The following is a 17,911-nucleotide window of genomic DNA, read 5'->3' on the forward strand; positions in this document are numbered from 1 at the left end:
TTGCCCGAGGCGGCCAGCGTTCCCTGCCCGATCCCGTAGGTGCCGACGTTGCTCGATGTCGCCGCCGACGTCACGAGAGCGCCCGACAGAGTATCGCCATTGACCAGACCAGCACCGCCGACCAGATAGGTCAGCGCCGGATTGGCATCGCCATAGGCGCGGCTCTTCGTATCCGCAGTCACCGTGATCGCGCGTGGTGTTACCGTCAGGTTGGCACCGGTAAACGAGGATAGCGTGTAGTTGGTCGAGGCGGCCAGAGTACCCTGCGTGATGCCGTAGACGCCGGCATTGCTCGCCGTGGTCGCCGACGTCGCCAGAGCGCCCGACAGCGTATCGCCATTGACGAGGCCTGAGCCGCCGACCAGATAGGTCAACGGCGGGTTGGCGTCGCCATAGGCGCGGCTCTTCGCATCCGCCGTCACCGTGATCGTGCGCGGCGTGACTGTCAGGTTGTCGCCGGTAAAGGAAGACAGTGTGTAGTTAGACGAGGCCGCGAGCGTACCTTGGGTGATCCCGTAGGTGCCGACATTGCTGGCTGTCGTCGCCGATGTTGCCAGCGCGCCCGACAGCGTATCACCATTGACCAGCCCGGAGCCCCCGACCTGATAGGTCAGCGCCGGATTGGCATCGCCATAGACGCGGCTCCTGGCGTCGGCCGTCACCGTGATCGCCCGCGGCGTCACCGTCAGCGTGGCAGGTGTCTGGATCAGGCGATAGGCCTGCCCGGTGGCGCTGATGACGCTACCGCCCGCTGTGATCGCGTAGCTGCCGATATTGGAGGTCGCCGTCGCCGCCGTCGACAGCGAGAGGCCGGAGAGAATGGCTGACGTGTCGCCCGTGTGCAGGCCGTAGGTCGTCGTATAGGTGAAAGCCGGATTGGCGTCGCCATAGACCCGTGACGCATTGGCGGGCTCGACGCGCAGGACGTAGTTGACGCCGTAGAGCTGCGGATAGTAGCCGGCGCTCGGCGCCGACCACACGTTGGTAAAATCCCAGCCGGTGTATGTGGTCGCGTAATTGGCAGGATTCTGCATCTGGCTGGTCGTCAGGCCGATCCCGCCGTTGACACTTCCGTTTCCGATGGCGGCGTTCTGGCCTGTCGTCACCGTGTCAAAATAGGATTGGCTGATGGTGCCACCGTTATTGCCGATCAGCCCGCCGGGGGCGGTGCCGCTCACCGCCCCGGCGGCGTAGGCCTGGGTGATGCTGCCGCTATTGTTGCCGGCCAGACCTCCAACGTACTGCCCAGTGACAGTACCGACAGCGTAGGCCTGCGCGATTGTGCCTTCATTGTTGCCAACAAGCCCGCCGACAAAAAAGTTGGGAGTGCCGACCGTCCCACTGGCGTAGGATTGCGTGATGCTGCTGCCCGTACCAACGTTTTTCCCGACCAGCCCCCCGACATCACTGCCGCTGCCGTTCACCGCGCCGGTCGAATAGGAGCGCGTGATAGCCTTGGCGTTACCGCCGGCCAACCCACCGACCTCGCTCCCACCGTTGACAGCGCCGACCGCGTAGGACTCCGTGATCGTGCCTTCATTGATGCCGACAAGTCCACCAACATAAGAGTTGGCGCCGCCGACCGTCCCGCTGGCATAGGATTGCGTGATGTTGCCCGTACTGGTGCTTATCCCGACCAGCCCGCCGACATTATTGCCGGTGCCGCTCACCGCACCGGTCGCATAGGACCGCGTGATCGTGCCGTCATTGAAGCCGACAAGTCCACCGACATTAGGGTTGGAACTGCCGCCGACCGTCACTCCTGCATAGGACTGCGTGATGTTACTGCCTGTACCGGTGTTTCTGCCGACCAGCCCGCCGACATCATTGCCGCTGCCGTTCACCACGCCGGTCGCATAAGACCGCGTAATGGTCCCGGCATTGTTGCCGGCCAAAGCGCCGACCTCGGCCTTGCCGGTTACTGCGGCGCCGAGCAGACCGACGTCCTGCACCGTTACACCCGTGCCGACATATCCAAACAGTCCGACATCATCGGTCGTCGATCGATTGATGGTCAGGTTGGCAATGGTGTACCCTTGGCCGTTGAACGCTCCGGTGAATTTCGAGGCGGTGCTGCCGATCGGGGAAAAACCCGCCGACGTCCACATGCCGGGATACTTGCCGTTGACGGCCGCAAGGCTGGAGCTGAGGTCGATATTGCCGGCCAGCGTGTAGCTCGCGCCGAGATTCATCGCCATCAACTGAAGCTGGTGCGCGTTTGTGATGGTGGTCTGGTATTCCCAGCGGCCGAACGGCCGGGTCTGGCCGTCGACCATGTACCAGCCGGTCGAGCCCGTTCCCGGAAAGCTGAAGCCGCCATAGGCGCTCTGCTTGAAGGCGTAGTTGGCCGCGGCTGACTGCGCCGGGTCGCTGGTCACGGCCGTCGCGCTGCCTGAGCCGCTGCCGATGGCGAGCGTCTGCCCGCTGGTGTAGCTGTCCCAATAGGACGCCGTGACTGTGCTGCCGTTGAAGCCGACGAGGCCGCCGATAGAAGTTGGGCCAGTGCCCGTACCGATCACAGCGCCCGTCGCATAGACTTGCGATACTACGCCGGGAAAATTGACGCATGGATTGGCACAATTGTTCAACCCAACGGCGCCGCCGACATACAACGGTCCGCGCACAGTGCTGTTCGAGTAACCATTCGACAGACTGTAAAAGTTGTAGCCGACGAGCCCGCCGGCGCCGGCAGAGATGGCGGTGACCGATCCGCTTGAGTAGACATTGCTGACCGTTCCGTAGTTCCCGCCGACGATCGCACCGACAGTAGTCCCGCCGGTGACGGACGCATCAATGATGCCAACGTTGCTTACCATGCTGCCGGCGGCGAGATAGCCGACCAGCCCGACGTATTGGTCTGACGGCCGATTGATGAAGAGGCCCGAGATCGTGTGGCCCTGGCCGTCCAAATTCCCGGTGAAGGAGTTGCTGCCACCGATCGGCTGGAACCCGGCCCCGCTGTTCCAGGTGGACGTGATGCTGGCATCGATGTCGCGGCTGAGCGCATAGGCGCCGGCCAGGTTATTCTTCATGTTCTGCAGGTCAAAGACGGTGTTGACCAGCATGTTCGTCTTGAGCGTGGCGCCACCGGTTACGTTGCCGCTGAAATTCGTCTGCGTCGGCGCCGTGTATTTGGTGGCGTTGACCGTCGAATTGCTGCCGGTCGGGTTGTAGTAGATCGAGACCGCGCCCGCGGTCGATACCTGCCCGCCGCCGAACGTCACGGTGCCGGTGCCTGTGCCGGCATTGTCGGCACGCAGCACGAGGCCACCGCCGCCGGTGCTGGTGATGTTGGCGTTGACCGCGATGTTGCGATAGGCGCTCAGCGTCAGCGTCGCGCTGGTCGACCAGCTGATGCCGCTGGCCACCGTGATGTCGCCGCTGCCGCCGCTGCCGGCGGCGTTCGTCTCCTGGGTGACGTTGCTGTTCCCGTTGAGCGCGCTCGCGATGGTGGCGGCGAGCGTCGAATTGATCGTCAGATCCACCGGATCGAGCAGCCAGGTGCCGCCGGGACCGGCATTGACGCTGCCGCCCGCGAAGTCGAACGCATGGCCCGAGGTCTCGATGAAGCCGCCGCGCAGCCCGGTGGCGCTGATGGCGCCGCCAAACGACGTCGCGCCATCCGACCACACCACCACATTGCCGCCGGCGCCCGACGTGCCATCGGCCATGATCGTTGCGCCCGCCTCGATCGTCGCGTTCTGCGCGTTGGCGATGGCCTGCGGCAGAAACTTCCGCGCGGCGTCCGATCCGCCGGCGCGGTCGCCGCCGATCAGCACGGTGCCGCCCGACGTTCCGCTGGCGTCGATCTTTGCGCCCGAGGTCAGGGTGACGTCCCTGCCGGTCACCACCGCGGTGCCGCCGGCGCCGTTGCTGCCTTTGGCAACGATAGCGCCGCCGACCATCACCTTGTCGCCGCTGACCACGACGTCGCCGCCGGTGAACGCGCGCTCTCCGCCTGAACGCACCGGCGCAGTTGGGGCATCCGCCTGGATGCGCCGCGCCACCACCTTCTGCGTCACATTGACCGAGCCGCCCTCGGAGGTGAGGAAAACGCGCCCGCCCTTGCTGGCAACACCGGTTGCCGAGATCGCCCCGCCAATATTGCCGGCCAGCGCATAGATGTTGCCGCCATTGGCGCGCAACTCCACTTCCGTGGCGCGGATCGCGCCGCTGTTTCTGATCTCGCCGTCCTGCGCCGGGCGCCGCACCAGCACCTTGCCATTGCCGAGCGAGCCGTCGCTCAGCAGCACCTCGCTGCCGGACGCCATCGCGGCGGTGCCGCCACGCGCGGTCAGCGAGCCGTCGTTACGAACCTGGCGCGCGATCAGGACGACGTCGCCCTTCGACGAACCGATCTTGCCGAGATTGACGACCGAGGCATTACTGTTGCCGCTGAAGGTCAGCGCGCCGCCGGCCCGGAAATCGGCGTCCTTCACATCCAGCGTCGAGGCGACGAAGCTGCCGCCGGTCTTGATCATGCCGGTTGGCCCGACGACCACCCCCGACGGATTGACGAGGTAGACGGAGCCGGTTGCCGACACCACGCCGTTGATCGACGACGGCACGTTGCCGGTGACGCGGTTGAGCGTCGCGCCGCTGCCATTATTGAACTGGACCTGATTGCCCTGCCCGACCGAGAAGCTCGACCAGTTGACGATTCCGGTGCGGCTCGATTGCGAGATTGTCAGGCTGGTCGGCGACGTCGAGCCGATCGCAACGTTCCCGCCGACCACCGTGCCACCGGTCGGCAGCGATTGCGCCATCGACGGTTGCGCACAACCAAGGCCGCATAGCAGCGCGATCAGGCTGACGGAGGCTCGAAAAATCCTGGTGGACGGCCGGTCGGACGACAAAAAACACAACCTGGATGAGACGATCATTGAACCACCATCCGCGTAAGGCGGCACTGCAAGCTGTTCGTCTCCCAAGTTCTTTGTCGGACATGCACGTTTTCGTGCAGATGGAACCCTGACAGGTTCCCATCTAAGGATGTATCAAGCATCAAGCGCAATTTATCGGAAAATTGCAGATATCAGGCAGGAAGCCAGTCGCGAGGCATCGCGCGAGACAGACCGGGCAATGTGACGTTCGCTAGTGCAAGCCATCGCTCTTGCGACGTGGTCTGGACATCCGACGCAGCCGGGACATCGCCTGCTCGATTTCCCAGAACATCCAGACGAACGCCGTACCCAGGGCAACCACCACCATCAGGAACAACAATGTCAATGCGGGCGCTGTGAGCATGTTCAACATCCCCCGTGTGACGCGGACAGTGTCAGCAAGAAATACCACCAGCGGCCTCGGCGTAATAGCACCGAGGCCGCGCTATTCATCCCGTCTGCGTCTGATTAGCCGCAGACCTGCACGGACCGGAATCGCCAGCCATACGGCGTAAGCACACTTCGCCGTACGATGTAGCAACCGCCGTCGCCATAGTAGTAGGGATCGTCGTAGCCATAGCCGGCGTAATACGGATAACCGTAGTCATAATAATCGTCGTAGTAACCGCCACCGTAGAGGCCGTAGCCCAATCCGACGCCGATTGCCGCCGCGGCGATCGGAAATCTCCGATGCCTGAATCCGAATCCGGGGCGGAAGCCACCGCGGAAATTGTTGACCGCAAATCCGCCACCGCGAAATCCGGCAGCCGGCAGAGCGGCCGCACGGAAGCCACCCCCGATCGCGGCCGGACGGAAACCGCCGCCGATCGCAGCAGTCCGGAAGCCGGCGCCACCTACTCCAATCGCACCGCCGCGGAAGCCGCCGCCGCCTATTCCCATCCCGCCGCCGCGGAAGCCGCCACCGCCGATTCCAATTCCGCCGCCGCGGAAACCACCGCCGCCCATTCCCATTCCGCCACCCCGGAAGCCGCCACCGCCAAAACCGCGTTGGGCCATCGCCACGTCCGGCACAAGCATGGCGACCGATGCGCATGCGAACAGGGCGATCATCATCTTGCGTAACATGACCCATCCCTCCGTGATCTCGCGTTCGAACGCTCGACGCTTTCGGCGTCGGATCCTCACAGATCCCGGACCAACTCTAGGACGAGTTCTCGGAAGTGGCTGGGTAATTTTGCTCACTTCTGCGCGACTGTATTTTCAAGATCAGCAGCCGCGGCAGATGCTCTTGATCTTGCGATCGACCGTCTTGTTCTCGTCAGAGATTGCAGCGTCAACGCTTCCTGACCCCGCCGATCTTCCTGAGCCCGTCGTTACACCGCTTTCGGTGTTGACGCCGCGACCCGACGACTGGGCGGTGCCCGCGGTATTCGTGCCTGGCGCGGGCGGCGACGCGCGCCTTACCGGGTTCGCCGCGCCGCTCGGATCTTCGCCAGCGTTGTTCAGTCCGCCGGGGGCGGCGGGCCCGGGAGGAACGCCGCTGATGCCCTGCGATCCGGCACCGGCGGAGCCTGCGCTCGGCGAGCCGGCAGCGCTTCCGCTACTGCTACCGGCGGATGATCCGCCCGCGGACCCGCCTGAGCTCTGAGCAAAGGAAGCGACCGGGAATATCAGGATTGCGATTGCCGCAACCGCGGCCGTTACAGACGCCAGCTTCATCGGAAATCTCCCTTTCGAGAGCAACGACCGCGCCCCTGCCCTTGTTCCTGCCGGAACGATTCCCGCGCCAGATCATTCAATCACAACCGTTCGACGCCCGGAGTGATCGCGCTTGCGCAAATTGATCGCCTTCGACGACGACACGTTCGACAAGCTCAAACAGCTTGCACGCGACCGGATGGCGACGTTTCAGGAACTGGCCGACGAGGCCTTTGCCGACCTGTTCAAGAAGCACGGCATTCCGATCGATCTCAAGGATGCGCTGAAGAAGAGCGCCGGTGTTTCGAAGGCCGCGACGGGGCGGAAGACGAAATCGAAAACCGGAAGGACGCCGTCATGAATTCCGACCCGGACCCTTTCGAGGAAGGCCAGCGCGCCGCGCGCCAGAACATTCCGGCGGAAGCCAATCCGTACCAGAATGGCAGCGACGAGCATGCGCTGTGGGCCGCCGGGCATGAACAGATCGCCGGCCCTCGCGAAGCCAACGAGAGCGAGGGCACCTGAGCCGCGTTTGAATGCCGGATGCAGACCTGCGGGTCTTCAGCCGATCTTCTTCAGTCCGTTTTTGAATCGCGGTCCGTTGAGCGCGTAGGACTTCGCGGCACGCCCCATCGCTGTCGACTGCTCCGGCGTCAACGTCCGGACCGCGCGCGCGGGCGAGCCGATGATCAGGGAATATTCGGGATACTCCTTGCCTTCGGTAATGATCGAGCCTGCGCCTACGACGCTGCCGCGGCGTATTCGCGCGCCATTCATGACGATCGAGCCCATTCCGACGAGCGCGTCGTCTTCAAGCGTGCAACCGTGCAGGATAACGTTGTGGCCAACGGTGCAGTTGCTGCCAATCGTGAGCGGAAAGCCGGGATCTGTGTGGCAGGTGCAATTGTCCTGCACGTTGGAGCCTTTGCCGATCTCGATCCACTCATTATCGCCGCGCAGCACCGCGCCGAACCACACGCTGGCGGAATTCAGCAGCCGCACCTTGCCGATCACGACAGCGGTATCTGCGATGAAATAGTTTCCGTCTCCGGGGAGTTCAGGCCCCTGCCCGTCGAGTTCGTAGATCGCCATAACAAAAAGGTCTCCGTTGACGGAGACCTTGGCACAGCCGCAGGCAGGGGATCAAGCGAACAGGCCGACAGCCTCAGGCCAGCACGCCCGCGGCACGCAGCGTCATCAGGAAGAACGTGCCGGACATCATGCTCCAGAATCCGGAAAGCACGGTCGCCATCATCACGAATTCGAAGCGGCGGCGCTCGATCTTCGCGCCGCGCAGCGTGTTGCGCATGATGATGAACGGTGCGGCGAAGACTAGGAACGGCACGAAAGCAAACGTCTTCGGCGCCACGCCCTCGCCCAGCAGGCCGAACCCCGCCGGCCGCTCCGCCATTGCCTGATAGCCGCTGGCGAGCGCGCCTGCGAACGCAAAGCCGATGCACAGGGCGAACAGGGAATTCAATGCTTCGGGCGACATGACAACTTCCGCTACTCGACAAACCGCGCGCCCTGCTTTCGCAAAATTGGCCGGTGGCCGCCACAGCATCCTTAAGGAAAGGTTAACGACGGGCCGCCGGAACCTCGTTTGCGCATGGCTTGAAGGGGCTGACTCCCGCGAAATCATGAGGAAATCACGCGCCCCATGGCATATTCGCTAGATGATTCGCCTGACGCCTCCCCGACCGATGCCTCGTTCATGACCCTGCTTTCGACGGCCCAGCACCTTGCCCGCGATACCCGCAGGGACCCGCGCTCGCACATGATCCTGATCATGGTCGCGGTAACCATTGCGGCGGGCGCCATCGCGCTGGTCGCCTACTTGCTGTGGCCGACCTGGGTAGCGCGGCCCGCCAGCGCGCCGGGACGGCTGCCCGTCAGCGTCGGCGCCACGCTCTTCAACGTGCCGACATCAGCTATCCGCCGCAAGATCCAGCGCCACTCGGGCCCGCAGGAACGGGTCGATCTCAGCTTCGTCTTCCCCTCGCTCGAACCGCCGGATGCGCCGAAGCACGTCAGCGCCGATACGGTCGAGGAAAAGGTGCAGCCGATCGACCGGATCTTCGTCTCGATATCGGCCCACCACGATTCACTGGCGCCGGACATGCGGGTTCGCACCATCTATCCGCGTTACCTCGAACAGAAGACAGCACCGATCGACGATGCATTGACGATGCGCGCCTTTCGCGACGGCTCGCCCTACGCCAATGAGGACCTGTTCTCCGCCACGTCGCCGAGCCTCAACGCACGCTGCTCGCGCGATGGCCAGACGCCCGGCATGTGCCTGAGCGAGCGCCGCGTCGACGGCGCCGACCTGACGTTCCGATTTCCGCGGAGCTGGCTGTCGCAATGGCGCGAAGTTGCGAACGCAATGGAGCGGCTGACGGCGCAGATGCGTGGGCCGAGGGGCTAGATTTCGTAGGGTGGGCAAAGGAGCGTTAGCGACGTGCCCACCATCTATCATTGATCGCGCTTCGAAATGGTGGGCACGCTTCGCTTTGCCCACCCTACGGCGCTACGGCGCTGTGGCAAGAAATGCGCGCCCTAGCCGACGTCGGCGAGATCCTCCTCGAGGATCGCCATCTGAAACTGGAACGAACGATCGTCGTCCTCGTCATCGACGAACAGCACGCCGATGAACTCCTCGCCGATATAGACTTCGGCGGAGTCGTCCTTTTTCGGGCGCGGCACGACGCGGATCTTGGGATTGCCGAATACGCGCTTGAGATAGGCGTCTAGCTTCCTGACTTCCTGAACGTCCACGGGCGGTCTCCAATCGGATTCTCTAAATTTCCGGGAGGTTTTTAGGACGAGACGGCGCAGACTACCAGCCGTAACTTCACAAATACGGATGGCAGAAAGTGTGGAAAATCAAAGGCCGATTGCGCCGAGCATCTGATCCATGGTGCGTGACGGCTCCGCACAGCCGGCTTCGCCGACGATCTTGGCGGGAACGCCGGCAACCGTGACGTTGTGCGGCACCGGCTTGACCACCACTGAGCCTGCCGCGATGCGTGCGCAATGGCCGATCTCGATATTGCCGAGAATCTTTGCGCCCGCCCCGATCAGCACGCCGCGCCTGATCTTCGGATGACGGTCCTCGTTCTCCTTGCCGGTGCCACCCAGCGTGACGCCGTGCAGGATCGAAACGTCGTCGTCGATCACGGCAGTCTCGCCGCAGACGAAGCCGGTGGCATGGTCGAGGAAAATACCGCGGCCGATCTTCGCGGCGGGATTGATGTCGGTCTGGAACACCGCCGACGAGCGGCTCTGCAAATAATAGGCGAAATCCTTGCGACCCTTTTGATAAAGCCAGTGCGCAAGGCGATGGGTCTGCAACGCGTGAAAGCCCTTGAAGTAGAGCAACGGATCGATGAAGCGCGAGGTTGCGGGGTCGCGATCGTAGACCGCCACAAGATCGGCACGGAATGCGTTGCCGAGATCGGGTTCGTCGCGCAGCGCCTCGTCATAGGTCTGGCGGATCAAATCGCCCGATAGCGCCGAATGATCGAGCCGCTCAGCGATACGATGCACGACCGAATCTTCGAGGCGGTCGTGATGCAGCACGGTCGAATAGATGAAGGAAGCAAGCTCGGGCTCGCGGCGGACGATGTCTTCCGCCTCACCCCGGATGCGGTCCCAGATCGGATCGAGCGCGGCGATCTTCGACGCTTGCGGATTGACCTGATGCACTGCCATATGGCTCTCGCAAATTCGCTTGGTTGGCCGATATTATAGCACGGCGGGCGGGCTTCTGTCCCGGGCACGCTTTGGCAGAGTAAACCACCGCCAAATGCCGTCCGGGGTCAGTTCAAGGTGGTCAGCCAAAACAGGAAATCAAGCCGGATCATGTCCGACTATTGGTCAATTTCAGCCGGCCAGCCATTCCCGGATGCTGGGGCTGATGGGGGAAAGTCACATCAGCACGCAGATATTGCAGGCGCGGACCGCTGCTGACTCGCGGGCTGCGTGGATTGCCGCCATCGCCATCCCCTTGATGTTGCTAGCCCCCGCCCTGTGGAATGGCTACCCCCTGCTCCAGTGGGATACCGGCGGCTATCTGGCGCGATGGTACGAAGGCTACCTGGTGCCCAGCCGCTCCACGACGTTTGGCCTCTATCTGCATTTCGGCGAGGATTCGAGCTTCTGGATCAATCTCGGAATCCAGGCGCTGGCGACGTTGTGGATCCTGCAGCTGACGCTGCGCGTGCTGGGCCAGTCCCAACCATTGCGACTGCTGGCCATGAGCATCGTCCTGGCCCTGACCACCTCGCTCCCGTGGCTCACCAGCACGCTCCTGACCGATATTTTTGCCGGCCTCGCCGTGCTCGCGCTCTTCATCCTGGTCACGCAGGGCGAGCGGACCTCGATTCCGGAAAAGTGCCTGCTGTTCGGCCTTACCGCGTTCGCCGCGGCAACGCATAGTGCAACACTCGCGGTGCTGCTCGGACTGTGCTGCATGGGGTGGATCGCCTGCCCTTTTCTGCGCGGTCGGATTTCCGTTTCCGGGCTGACGCAAGGCAGCCTCAGCATCGTCGCCGGAGCTGCGCTGTTGCTCGCGACCAATTTTGCTCTGTCAGGCAAACTGGCATGGACGCCCGGCGGCTATGGCGTCGCCTTCGGACGGATGCTGCAGGACGGCATCGTCGCGCAATATTTGCGCGATCATTGTCCGAAGCAAGATTTCAAGCTCTGCCCCTATCGCGACCGGCTTCCCGCCACGGCGGATCAGTTCCTGTGGGGCAACAGCATGTTCAACAAGCTAGGCCGCTTTCAGGGACTGAACGACGAGATGGGTTATATCGTGCTGCATTCGCTGGCCGAATATCCGGCCTGGCAGGCCCAGTCGGCGCTGACGGGGACGGCGCAGCAACTGGTACAGGTCGCCACCGGCGAAGGCATCGGTGTCTGGCTCGGCCATACCTACGGCATCATCGAGCGCTTTCTTCCCGCACAGGTGAAGCCGATGCGCGCGGCGCAGCAGCAGCGCTGGCATTTCGACTTCACCGCGATCAACCGGATTCACGTTCCCGTCGCGCTGGCGTCGATGCTGCTGGCCGTCATCCTGTTCGGCCACGGCGTGCTGCGCCGACGGTTAGATGATCTCACCTTGCTCGCCGGCACGGTCTCATCAGCCGTGCTCGGCAACGCCTTCATCTGCGCGGTAATATCCGGCCCGCATGACCGTTACGGCGCGCGGATGGCGTGGCTTGCGACCACGGTGGTGCTGGTCGCGGCCGTCAGGCAATTCGGCGGTGAAGACGCGCGCAACCGCTCATTGCCGTCGCGACAGGAAGTCGGTGACGCCGACCTTGTAGACCTTGTCGCCGACCGCGCGCATGTGATCGCGGTTCGGAATGTCGAGCACCTCGGCCCCCGGAATGATTTTCCCGAGCGCCGCGGCTGAGCCGGCGATTTCGTCCTTGGTACCGACCGCGATCAGCACCGGCACGCCGATCCCTGCGGCTTCCTCCGATGTCATCAGCCGCCGCGAGCCGCGCAGGCAGGCGGCCAGCGCGCGGCGGTCGGAGCGGGTCTGGTCGGCGAAAGCGCGAAACGTCCGCCCGACCGGATCGGTGACGTCCTCCAGTGACGGCGCCTCCAGCGCGATCGCCACGTTCTCGCCGGGGCCGCCGCCCTCGATCAGCCCGATCCCGATGCCGCCGAGAATCGCCGAGCGCAGCCGCTGCGGCTGCTCGCGCGCCAGGATCGCGGTCATGCGCGAGCCCAGCGAATAACCCATGATGTCGGCGCGCTCGATTTGCAGATGATCCAGCAGCGCGATGACGTCACCGGCCATGATCGCAATTTCGTAATCAGCGGAATCATAGAGCTTTTCCGACTCGCCATGGCCGCGATTGTCGAGCGCGATGACGCGGCGGCCGTCCTTCTTCAGGTCGGAAACCCAGGTCGGATAGACCCAGTTCACATTCTTGCTGGAGGCAAAGCCGTGCACGAGAACGATCGGATCACCCTCGCCTTCATCGAGATAGGCAATTTCGACAGCGCCGTTGTGAAAACTCGGCATCATCAGTTCCATTTCTTGGGGGATCAAAACGGACGAGTATGCAATGGCTGCAAGTCTAGCCCTGCGCGGCAGCGCCCGCCAGAGCCGGGCCGGACGGCAAGGTTGCCGCCGCCTGCATTCTTAACCGCCGCGCTTTCTTGCGGCGCAGCCACGCTTCCGTTGCGCGCTCGGTGGTCGCCTTGATCGACGAGAGGAAACCGAACAGCGCCAATAGCGCGCCGAACACCCACATCGTCAGATTGAAGGCGCCGGTTGCCAGCAGCAGAGCGCCGCGGCCAAGCACCTTCAGAATCGCACGGGTCTGGCTGCCCTTGGATTCGGCAAGCCGCGCCGCGCGGGCGACATCCTTCGGTCCTTGCGCGATGCGCAGCGTGTCGAGCGCGCCGCGCGTGCCGGCCTTTTCGCCGACGCGTCCGACGTCCTTTGCCAGCCGCACCAGCGCGCCAGCCTTCTCGGCGCGGAACGCCGCCTTGATCGCGCTGATGGTGTCGCCGGGCCGCAGCACCGAACCCTTCGCGACCGCCTGCTGCAGCACAGGCGCGTCCACGACCTCGCGCGCGGAACGGCCGGCCCATTGCGTCAGCCCCTCCCCGAGACGTCCGACCTTGCGGGCGTCCTTGACCATGGAAAGACCGGCGCGCAGCGGGCCGAGACCACCGACGGATACGTAGGTCGCGGCGGTTACCGCGAGACCCACCGTCGCCAGACCCAGCACCAGCCGGTCTACTTCCTCGCCGGTCGCCAGATGCTTGCCCTCGCGCACGACGTCCCTGATGTCGCCGAACACGAACAGATCGCCGGCGATCGTGCCCGACAGGCTCGCGACGTCGTCGGCGTTGCCGGTCACGAGACCCGTGGCAAAGCGTTTGGCAAAATGCGACGCCGAACCTGCCTCCGTTACGGCATCGCTGACGCGCTTCGACAGTTCATCGCTGACGGCAATGCCCCTGTCGCGGGCGAGTTCGACGAAGCTGTTGGCGAGGTCGGAATCGCCCTCCGCGAGTGCGGCCTCGATATTCTCGGTGACCAGCGCCTGATTGCTCCGCAGGGCGGAATTGATATGGATATCGGACAGCGCCGCGGGATCGTCCTGCGCGGCCAGAATGGCGCCGGCCTCACGGGCGTGCGGCCACAGCGCGGCGCACACCGCCACGCTGAGCGCAAGGCATCCCAATGCCCCTGCCAGAGCCGAACCGAGCCGCAATCGCCTCATCCAAAAAACCTAATGTTTTCGTCTTTCTCTAAATGGTATGCCGTTTTTAAGACACAACTGCCCCGACGAAAGAAGGGCTTTTCACCGACGACAAGATTGTGTCGAATTTGCATGAGCAAATGTGCGGCGGGGACATCCCGAATCGGCTCTAGGAATCATCGGCACCCCCCACTATGGTGCGCGGCATTTCGAACCTGCCGCGTCGCGTTGATTGCGTGCGCCTGTCGTCGCTATCCAAGGTGAAACTGATGTCCGACCATGTCGTCCCGCATTTCCATAACGACGCCGGGGTCTCGGTAATCGAGATCGGCTCGCAGGAATTCATGTGCGTGGGCGCCAACCCGCCGTTCGACCATCCGCACGTCTTTCTCGACCTCGGCAACGACAACGAGATCATCTGCCCCTATTGCTCGACGCTGTACCGCTTTGCCGCCGACCTCGCCGCAGGCGAGGCCCGCCCGCCGGAATGCGTCCTGAGGGACAAGGTCGCCTGACCTTTCGGTGGCTGCCCCGCGCACCATCATCGTTGCTGGTGCCGGGATCGGGGGATTGACGGCAGCGCTTTCGCTCGCGGCCAAGGGCTTTCGCGTCATTATCCTGGAGAAGGCGGAACGGCTGGAGGAAGCCGGCGCCGGGCTGCAGCTTTCTCCCAACGCCAGCCGGATCCTGGTCGACCTCGGCCTGCGCTCACGGCTCGCAGCCCGGGCCGTGACGCCCGAGGCCATCAACATCATGAGCGCCCGCGCGGGTGGCGAGATCGCCCGCCTGCCGCTCGGCGAGGCCGCCAGCCTTCGTGCCGGCGCGCCCTATTGGGTGATGCACCGCGCCGATCTGCAAGCCGCGCTGTTGGCGGCGGTCAACGAACATCCGGACATCGACCTCAGGCTCGGCAGCCAGTTCGAAGACGTGACTTCGCATGCCAGGGGGCTGACGGTGGTGCAGCGCCGCGGCAATACGCGGCAACAGGAGCTGGCAGCGGCGCTGGTCGGCGCTGACGGCATCTGGTCTGCAGTGCGGAACCATCTGTTCCCGGACGTGCAACCGCAATTTTCCGGCCTGATCGCCTGGCGCGGCACTCTCGATGCGACGACGCTGCCGCGCGAATATACCTCGGCCCGCGTGCAGCTCTGGATGGGGCCGGATGCGCATCTGGTCGCCTACCCGATCTCGGGAGCGCGGCAAATCAACGTGGTCGCGATCGTGCCGGGAACCTGGAACCGGCCGGGCTGGAGCGCGCCGGGCGACGCCAATGAACTGAAGAGCGCGTTCGCCTCGCAGCGCTGGCCTTCGACCGCGCGGATGCTGATCGGCGCCGTCGACGGCTGGCGGAGATGGGCGCTGTTCACCCTGCCCGATCTCGGCGAATGGACCGAGGGCGCGGTCGCACTGCTCGGCGATGCCGCGCATGCGATGCTGCCGTTTGCCGCGCAAGGCGCGGGCATGGCGATCGAAGACGCTGCGGTGCTCGCAAAATGCCTGAGCGAGAGCCAGGGCGACAATATCGCTGGCATCCCGGCGGCGCTGAAGCGCTATGGCCGGCAGCGTCGCGGCCGCGTGCTGCGGGTGCAGCGCGCCGCCCGACAACAAGGACGCATCTATCATCTCACCGGACCGCTGGCGCTGGCGCGCGATCTCGCCATCAAGGCGATGGGCCGGGAGCGCATGCTGGCGCGGCAGAACTGGATTTATGACTGGCGGGTGTAGTGGGGAGACCGTAGCCCGCATGAGCGCAGCGACAAACGGAAACGGCTACCCGCGTAATTCCCGGATGTCGCTTCGCTCATCCGGGCTACAAGACAGCTACTAATTTGCGCTAGCCGCTCGTCTTCGTACGGCCCTTCTTGGCGACGGGAGCCGGCGCAATCGATGGCGGGGTCGGCGCCGGCCTGGCTTCCGGTTGCGATTCATAGCAGCGGTTCTTCTGCCACGCCTCCTCGGCCAGCTTCGATTGTCCGCGGAGCGCGATGTAGTCGTTGCGGTAGGCCATCTCCGCCACCACCGGACCGGCGACGCCGGATTCAGCCTTCGTCATCAGCCCCTGCAATTCCGCGGTGCGCGCGGCAAGGCTCTTGCGCTCCGGCTCGAGCTGCTTGCAATCGTAGAGATCGTATTTGGCGGGATCGGCGAAGGCCGGCGAAATGGTATCGCTCATGCTGGCGCAGCCGGCCAGCCCGACGCTGAGCGCAACCAGCGCCAGCGCGGCAAGGCTCCGCGAAAATAACCGGCGATGGGACAACGAGTTCGACATCGGACCTTCGTTAGGTGGATTATGTTGAGATCGCCTAAAGCTCGCCGCAAGTAAACACCCCAAGTGTCCGCATTGAGGCTTTGCTTTGGCGCGCGCGCTCACTTAAAGGTGGGGGGCGTTCGGGCCGGAGAATAACCCAATTTCACTTCTCCGGAAAACGCGCTAAGTATCTGATCTCCTGAGACTAAGCGGACGTGGCGGAACTGGTAGACGCAAGGGACTTAAAATCCCTCGATGGCAACGTCGTGTGGGTTCGAGTCCCACCGCCCGCACCAGCCTTCGCTCGCAAAGCGAGTGAAGGCTGCCGCGCCGAAGCCGACAGGCGAAGGCAGGCTTTTCGGCCGCGAGCTATGGCTAGGCAAGCCGCGCCCTGCGAGGCATAGCTTGAGCCGTGTGGCCGGGAACGGACTTGGGAGACGGGGGACTACATTGCCGCAAATCGGTCTTTTCGAAATGCGCCGGCTGGAGATGCTGAGCAACACCATCTTCGGCGTTGCCATGACGCTGCTCGCCTATGATCTGCCGAAGGCCAGCAGTTTCAAGGAAGCGCCGACCTGGATGGGTCTGATTCACGTCTACGCGCATCCCGTCATCGCGCTGACGATCAGTTTCATCGTCGCCGGGCTGTTCTGGTTCAGTCATCACCGGCGGCTTGCGGTCGCGCCGGAAGGCGGCCGCGGCGTAGTGTTTCTCAATCTGTTTTTTCTGCTCTCGATCATCATCCTGCCGGTGACGAACGGTCTCTACGGCGTCTATCGGGTCGATGGCGTGATCGCGGTGCTCTATGGATTCCACCTGACCGTGATCGCCGCGCTGAACGCGCTGTTGTGGGTGCTAGCGCTGCGGGGCCAAAGCAATCCGCAGTTGCTGGCGACGGCGCTGTTTCCACTGGGCGTGTTCGTGCTCGGGACGGTCGTAGCTTTCGCCGCGCCGAGAATCTCACAGCTCATCTGGTGCCTGGCGTTTCTCGCGCCGCTCGCAGGCTGGCTCGCCGCGCGGCGCGAGAGCTAGCGCGCGACCTTCGCCTCGCTCACCTTCAGCAATCGGCTCGCCTCCTCCGCAATCATCCGCTCCATCTTTTCCTGAAATTCCTTGCGCGGCAGGCCCGGCGCGATCGGCGGCAGGAACGAGAGCGTGATGGTGCCGGAGTGCATCATCAGGGTCTTCTTGCCCCAGAACAGCCCGGAATTGCATGCTGCCGGCACCACGGGGACTTCGAGATTGGTGTAGAGCGCGGAGATGCCGGCGGACTGAAACACCACGGGCTCGTCGATCGCCTGCCGCGTCCCTTGCGGAAACAGCAGCACCTTGCGGCCCTCGCCGACCGCGCGCTTGGCTTCATCGACCATCTGGCGCAGCGCATGGCGGCCGGCCGAGCGATCGACCAGGATCATTGGATAGCGCTCGAGAAACCAGCCCACCATCGGTAGCTTTCTCAGCTCCTTCTTGGCGACGATGCTGGCGTCGGGGAAGATCACGCAGAGCGCTGCGGTCTCCCACAGCGATTGATGATTGCAGGCAATGATGCAGGGGCCGTCGGGAACGTGCTCACGCCCCTCGACGCGATAATCCAGCCCGACCACGTATTTCATCAGGAACATGATGCCTTTGGCCCACACCTGGGACACCGCACGCACCGTCGCGCTGCTCGCGTTGAACAGCGCCATGAACGGCACCGTCGATGCAACGACGACCGTCAGGATCACCACGACGGCATCGAACAGTATGGACCTCAGATAATGCAAACGTTCCGTCCTCTCGGGCCTCTGATGCGGCTTCCCATACAGCACTTTTCCCGGCTTGCACAATTCCGCCCGCCCGGCTGAAATAGGCGTCGACATGGATCGGCCCGATTATCCGTCCAG

The 17,911-nt window shown here is 63.9% G+C and carries 17 protein-coding genes, 1 tRNA gene and 1 pseudogene; 8 read left to right on the forward strand and 11 right to left on the reverse strand.

Going from position 1 to position 17,911, the window contains the following annotated elements:
• From CQ12_RS02205 to CQ12_RS44815, 3 genes are all read right to left on the reverse strand, one after another.
• The coding region (locus CQ12_RS02205; RefSeq protein ID WP_198164046.1) for an MBG domain-containing protein at window positions 1–4,766 on the reverse strand (4,766 nt) is incomplete at its 3' end.
• A 328-nt stretch (window positions 4,767–5,094) separates the two neighbouring features.
• A complete protein-coding gene (locus CQ12_RS43295) occupies window positions 5,095–5,247 on the reverse strand; it encodes a hypothetical protein (protein ID WP_198164048.1) in 153 nt (50 codons plus the stop codon).
• A 104-nt stretch (window positions 5,248–5,351) separates the two neighbouring features.
• The gene (locus CQ12_RS44815; RefSeq protein WP_083519088.1) at window positions 5,352–5,969 is read right to left on the reverse strand and encodes a hypothetical protein; all 618 of its coding nucleotides are present in this window, start codon (window positions 5,967–5,969) and stop codon (window positions 5,352–5,354) included.
• 706 nt (window positions 5,970–6,675) lie between these two features.
• Between CQ12_RS44815 and CQ12_RS02225 the strand changes: the two genes are divergently transcribed.
• A complete protein-coding gene (locus CQ12_RS02225; protein WP_057833735.1) occupies window positions 6,676–6,903 on the forward strand; it encodes a hypothetical protein in 228 nt (75 codons plus the stop codon).
• A complete protein-coding gene (locus CQ12_RS44820; RefSeq protein WP_198164047.1) occupies window positions 6,900–7,067 on the forward strand; it encodes a hypothetical protein in 168 nt (55 codons plus the stop codon). Before CQ12_RS02225 ends, CQ12_RS44820 begins: the two co-directional genes overlap by 4 nt.
• Before the next feature lie 36 nt (window positions 7,068–7,103).
• Here CQ12_RS44820 and CQ12_RS02230 read toward each other — a convergent pair whose 3' ends face one another.
• Window positions 7,104–7,634, reverse strand: coding sequence for a gamma carbonic anhydrase family protein (locus CQ12_RS02230; RefSeq protein ID WP_057833736.1), 531 nt, complete (start codon window positions 7,632–7,634; stop codon window positions 7,104–7,106).
• Window positions 7,635–7,707: 73 nt separating this feature from the next.
• The gene (locus tag CQ12_RS02235; protein ID WP_057833737.1) at window positions 7,708–8,037 is read right to left on the reverse strand and encodes a DUF6949 family protein; all 330 of its coding nucleotides are present in this window, start codon (window positions 8,035–8,037) and stop codon (window positions 7,708–7,710) included.
• Between the two features lie 219 nt (window positions 8,038–8,256).
• Between CQ12_RS02235 and CQ12_RS02240 the strand changes: the two genes are divergently transcribed.
• On the forward strand, window positions 8,257–8,970 hold the full coding sequence (locus CQ12_RS02240; RefSeq protein ID WP_057833774.1) for a hypothetical protein: 714 nt from the start codon (window positions 8,257–8,259) through the stop codon (window positions 8,968–8,970).
• A gap of 131 nt (window positions 8,971–9,101) precedes the next feature.
• Here CQ12_RS02240 and CQ12_RS02245 read toward each other — a convergent pair whose 3' ends face one another.
• Together CQ12_RS02245 and cysE are read right to left on the reverse strand one after the other, a co-directional pair.
• Window positions 9,102–9,320, reverse strand: a complete 219-nt coding sequence (locus CQ12_RS02245; RefSeq protein ID WP_025590201.1) for a DUF3126 family protein — start codon at window positions 9,318–9,320, stop codon at window positions 9,102–9,104.
• Window positions 9,321–9,428: 108 nt separating this feature from the next.
• A complete protein-coding gene (cysE, locus tag CQ12_RS02250; RefSeq protein ID WP_057833738.1) occupies window positions 9,429–10,256 on the reverse strand; it encodes a serine O-acetyltransferase in 828 nt (275 codons plus the stop codon).
• Between the two features lie 205 nt (window positions 10,257–10,461).
• Between cysE and CQ12_RS02255 the strand changes: the two are divergent.
• Window positions 10,462–11,817: pseudogene (locus CQ12_RS02255) on the forward strand (hypothetical protein); the annotation flags it as partial.
• A 15-nt stretch (window positions 11,818–11,832) separates the two neighbouring features.
• On the opposite strand, the gene CQ12_RS41715 reads toward CQ12_RS02255, so the two are convergent.
• Together CQ12_RS41715 and CQ12_RS02265 are read right to left on the reverse strand one after the other, a co-directional pair.
• A complete protein-coding gene (locus tag CQ12_RS41715; RefSeq protein WP_083519091.1) occupies window positions 11,833–12,585 on the reverse strand; it encodes an alpha/beta fold hydrolase in 753 nt (250 codons plus the stop codon).
• A 55-nt stretch (window positions 12,586–12,640) separates the two neighbouring features.
• Window positions 12,641–13,798, reverse strand: coding sequence for a hypothetical protein (locus tag CQ12_RS02265; protein ID WP_057833741.1), 1,158 nt, complete (start codon window positions 13,796–13,798; stop codon window positions 12,641–12,643).
• A 248-nt stretch (window positions 13,799–14,046) separates the two neighbouring features.
• Here CQ12_RS02265 and CQ12_RS02270 point away from each other — a divergent pair, with 248 nt between their 5' ends.
• Together CQ12_RS02270 and CQ12_RS02275 are read left to right on the forward strand one after the other, a co-directional pair.
• Window positions 14,047–14,292, forward strand: coding sequence for a zinc-finger domain-containing protein (locus CQ12_RS02270; protein ID WP_057833775.1), 246 nt, complete (start codon window positions 14,047–14,049; stop codon window positions 14,290–14,292).
• Between the two features lie 7 nt (window positions 14,293–14,299).
• On the forward strand, window positions 14,300–15,502 hold the full coding sequence (locus CQ12_RS02275; RefSeq protein ID WP_057833742.1) for an FAD-dependent monooxygenase: 1,203 nt from the start codon (window positions 14,300–14,302) through the stop codon (window positions 15,500–15,502).
• A 109-nt stretch (window positions 15,503–15,611) separates the two neighbouring features.
• Here CQ12_RS02275 and CQ12_RS02280 read toward each other — a convergent pair whose 3' ends face one another.
• Window positions 15,612–16,046, reverse strand: coding sequence for a hypothetical protein (locus tag CQ12_RS02280; RefSeq protein WP_057833743.1), 435 nt, complete (start codon window positions 16,044–16,046; stop codon window positions 15,612–15,614).
• Between the two features lie 188 nt (window positions 16,047–16,234).
• On the opposite strand from CQ12_RS02280, the gene CQ12_RS02285 reads away from it, so the two are divergent.
• A tRNA-Leu gene (locus tag CQ12_RS02285) sits at window positions 16,235–16,321 on the forward strand.
• Window positions 16,322–16,499: 178 nt separating this feature from the next.
• Window positions 16,500–17,057: a TMEM175 family protein gene (locus tag CQ12_RS02290; RefSeq protein ID WP_057833744.1), complete on the forward strand. Its 558-nt coding sequence runs from the start codon at window positions 16,500–16,502 to the stop codon at window positions 17,055–17,057.
• On the opposite strand, the gene CQ12_RS02295 is transcribed toward CQ12_RS02290, so the two are convergent.
• Window positions 17,054–17,791 carry a lysophospholipid acyltransferase family protein gene (locus tag CQ12_RS02295; protein ID WP_063799664.1) on the reverse strand — a complete coding sequence of 246 codons (738 nt, stop codon included), beginning with the start codon at window positions 17,789–17,791 and terminating at the stop codon, window positions 17,054–17,056. The two genes, CQ12_RS02290 and CQ12_RS02295, sit on opposite strands and share 4 nt — an antisense overlap.
• Window positions 17,792–17,911: the final 120 nt, after the last annotated feature.

It is taken from the genome of Bradyrhizobium jicamae (assembly GCF_001440395.1).
Taxonomy (GTDB): Bacteria; Pseudomonadota; Alphaproteobacteria; order Rhizobiales; family Xanthobacteraceae; genus Bradyrhizobium; species Bradyrhizobium jicamae.

Coding starts and splice junctions, on each gene's coding strand:
- CQ12_RS44820 (WP_198164047.1), top strand. CDS start 6,900: ATGAATTCCGACCCGGACCCTTTCGAGGAAGGCCAGCGCGCCGCGCGC.
- CQ12_RS02265 (WP_057833741.1), bottom strand. CDS start 13,798: ATGAGGCGATTGCGGCTCGGTTCGGCTCTGGCAGGGGCATTGGGATGC.
- CQ12_RS02230 (WP_057833736.1), bottom strand. CDS start 7,634: ATGGCGATCTACGAACTCGACGGGCAGGGGCCTGAACTCCCCGGAGAC.
- CQ12_RS02290 (WP_057833744.1), top strand. CDS start 16,500: ATGCGCCGGCTGGAGATGCTGAGCAACACCATCTTCGGCGTTGCCATG.
- CQ12_RS44815 (WP_083519088.1), bottom strand. CDS start 5,969: ATGTTACGCAAGATGATGATCGCCCTGTTCGCATGCGCATCGGTCGCC.
- CQ12_RS02270 (WP_057833775.1), top strand. CDS start 14,047: ATGTCCGACCATGTCGTCCCGCATTTCCATAACGACGCCGGGGTCTCG.
- cysE (WP_057833738.1), bottom strand. CDS start 10,256: ATGGCAGTGCATCAGGTCAATCCGCAAGCGTCGAAGATCGCCGCGCTC.
- CQ12_RS41715 (WP_083519091.1), bottom strand. CDS start 12,585: ATGCCGAGTTTTCACAACGGCGCTGTCGAAATTGCCTATCTCGATGAA.
- CQ12_RS02280 (WP_057833743.1), bottom strand. CDS start 16,046: ATGTCGAACTCGTTGTCCCATCGCCGGTTATTTTCGCGGAGCCTTGCC.
- CQ12_RS02235 (WP_057833737.1), bottom strand. CDS start 8,037: ATGTCGCCCGAAGCATTGAATTCCCTGTTCGCCCTGTGCATCGGCTTT.
- CQ12_RS02240 (WP_057833774.1), top strand. CDS start 8,257: ATGACCCTGCTTTCGACGGCCCAGCACCTTGCCCGCGATACCCGCAGG.
- CQ12_RS43295 (WP_198164048.1), bottom strand. CDS start 5,247: ATGCTCACAGCGCCCGCATTGACATTGTTGTTCCTGATGGTGGTGGTT.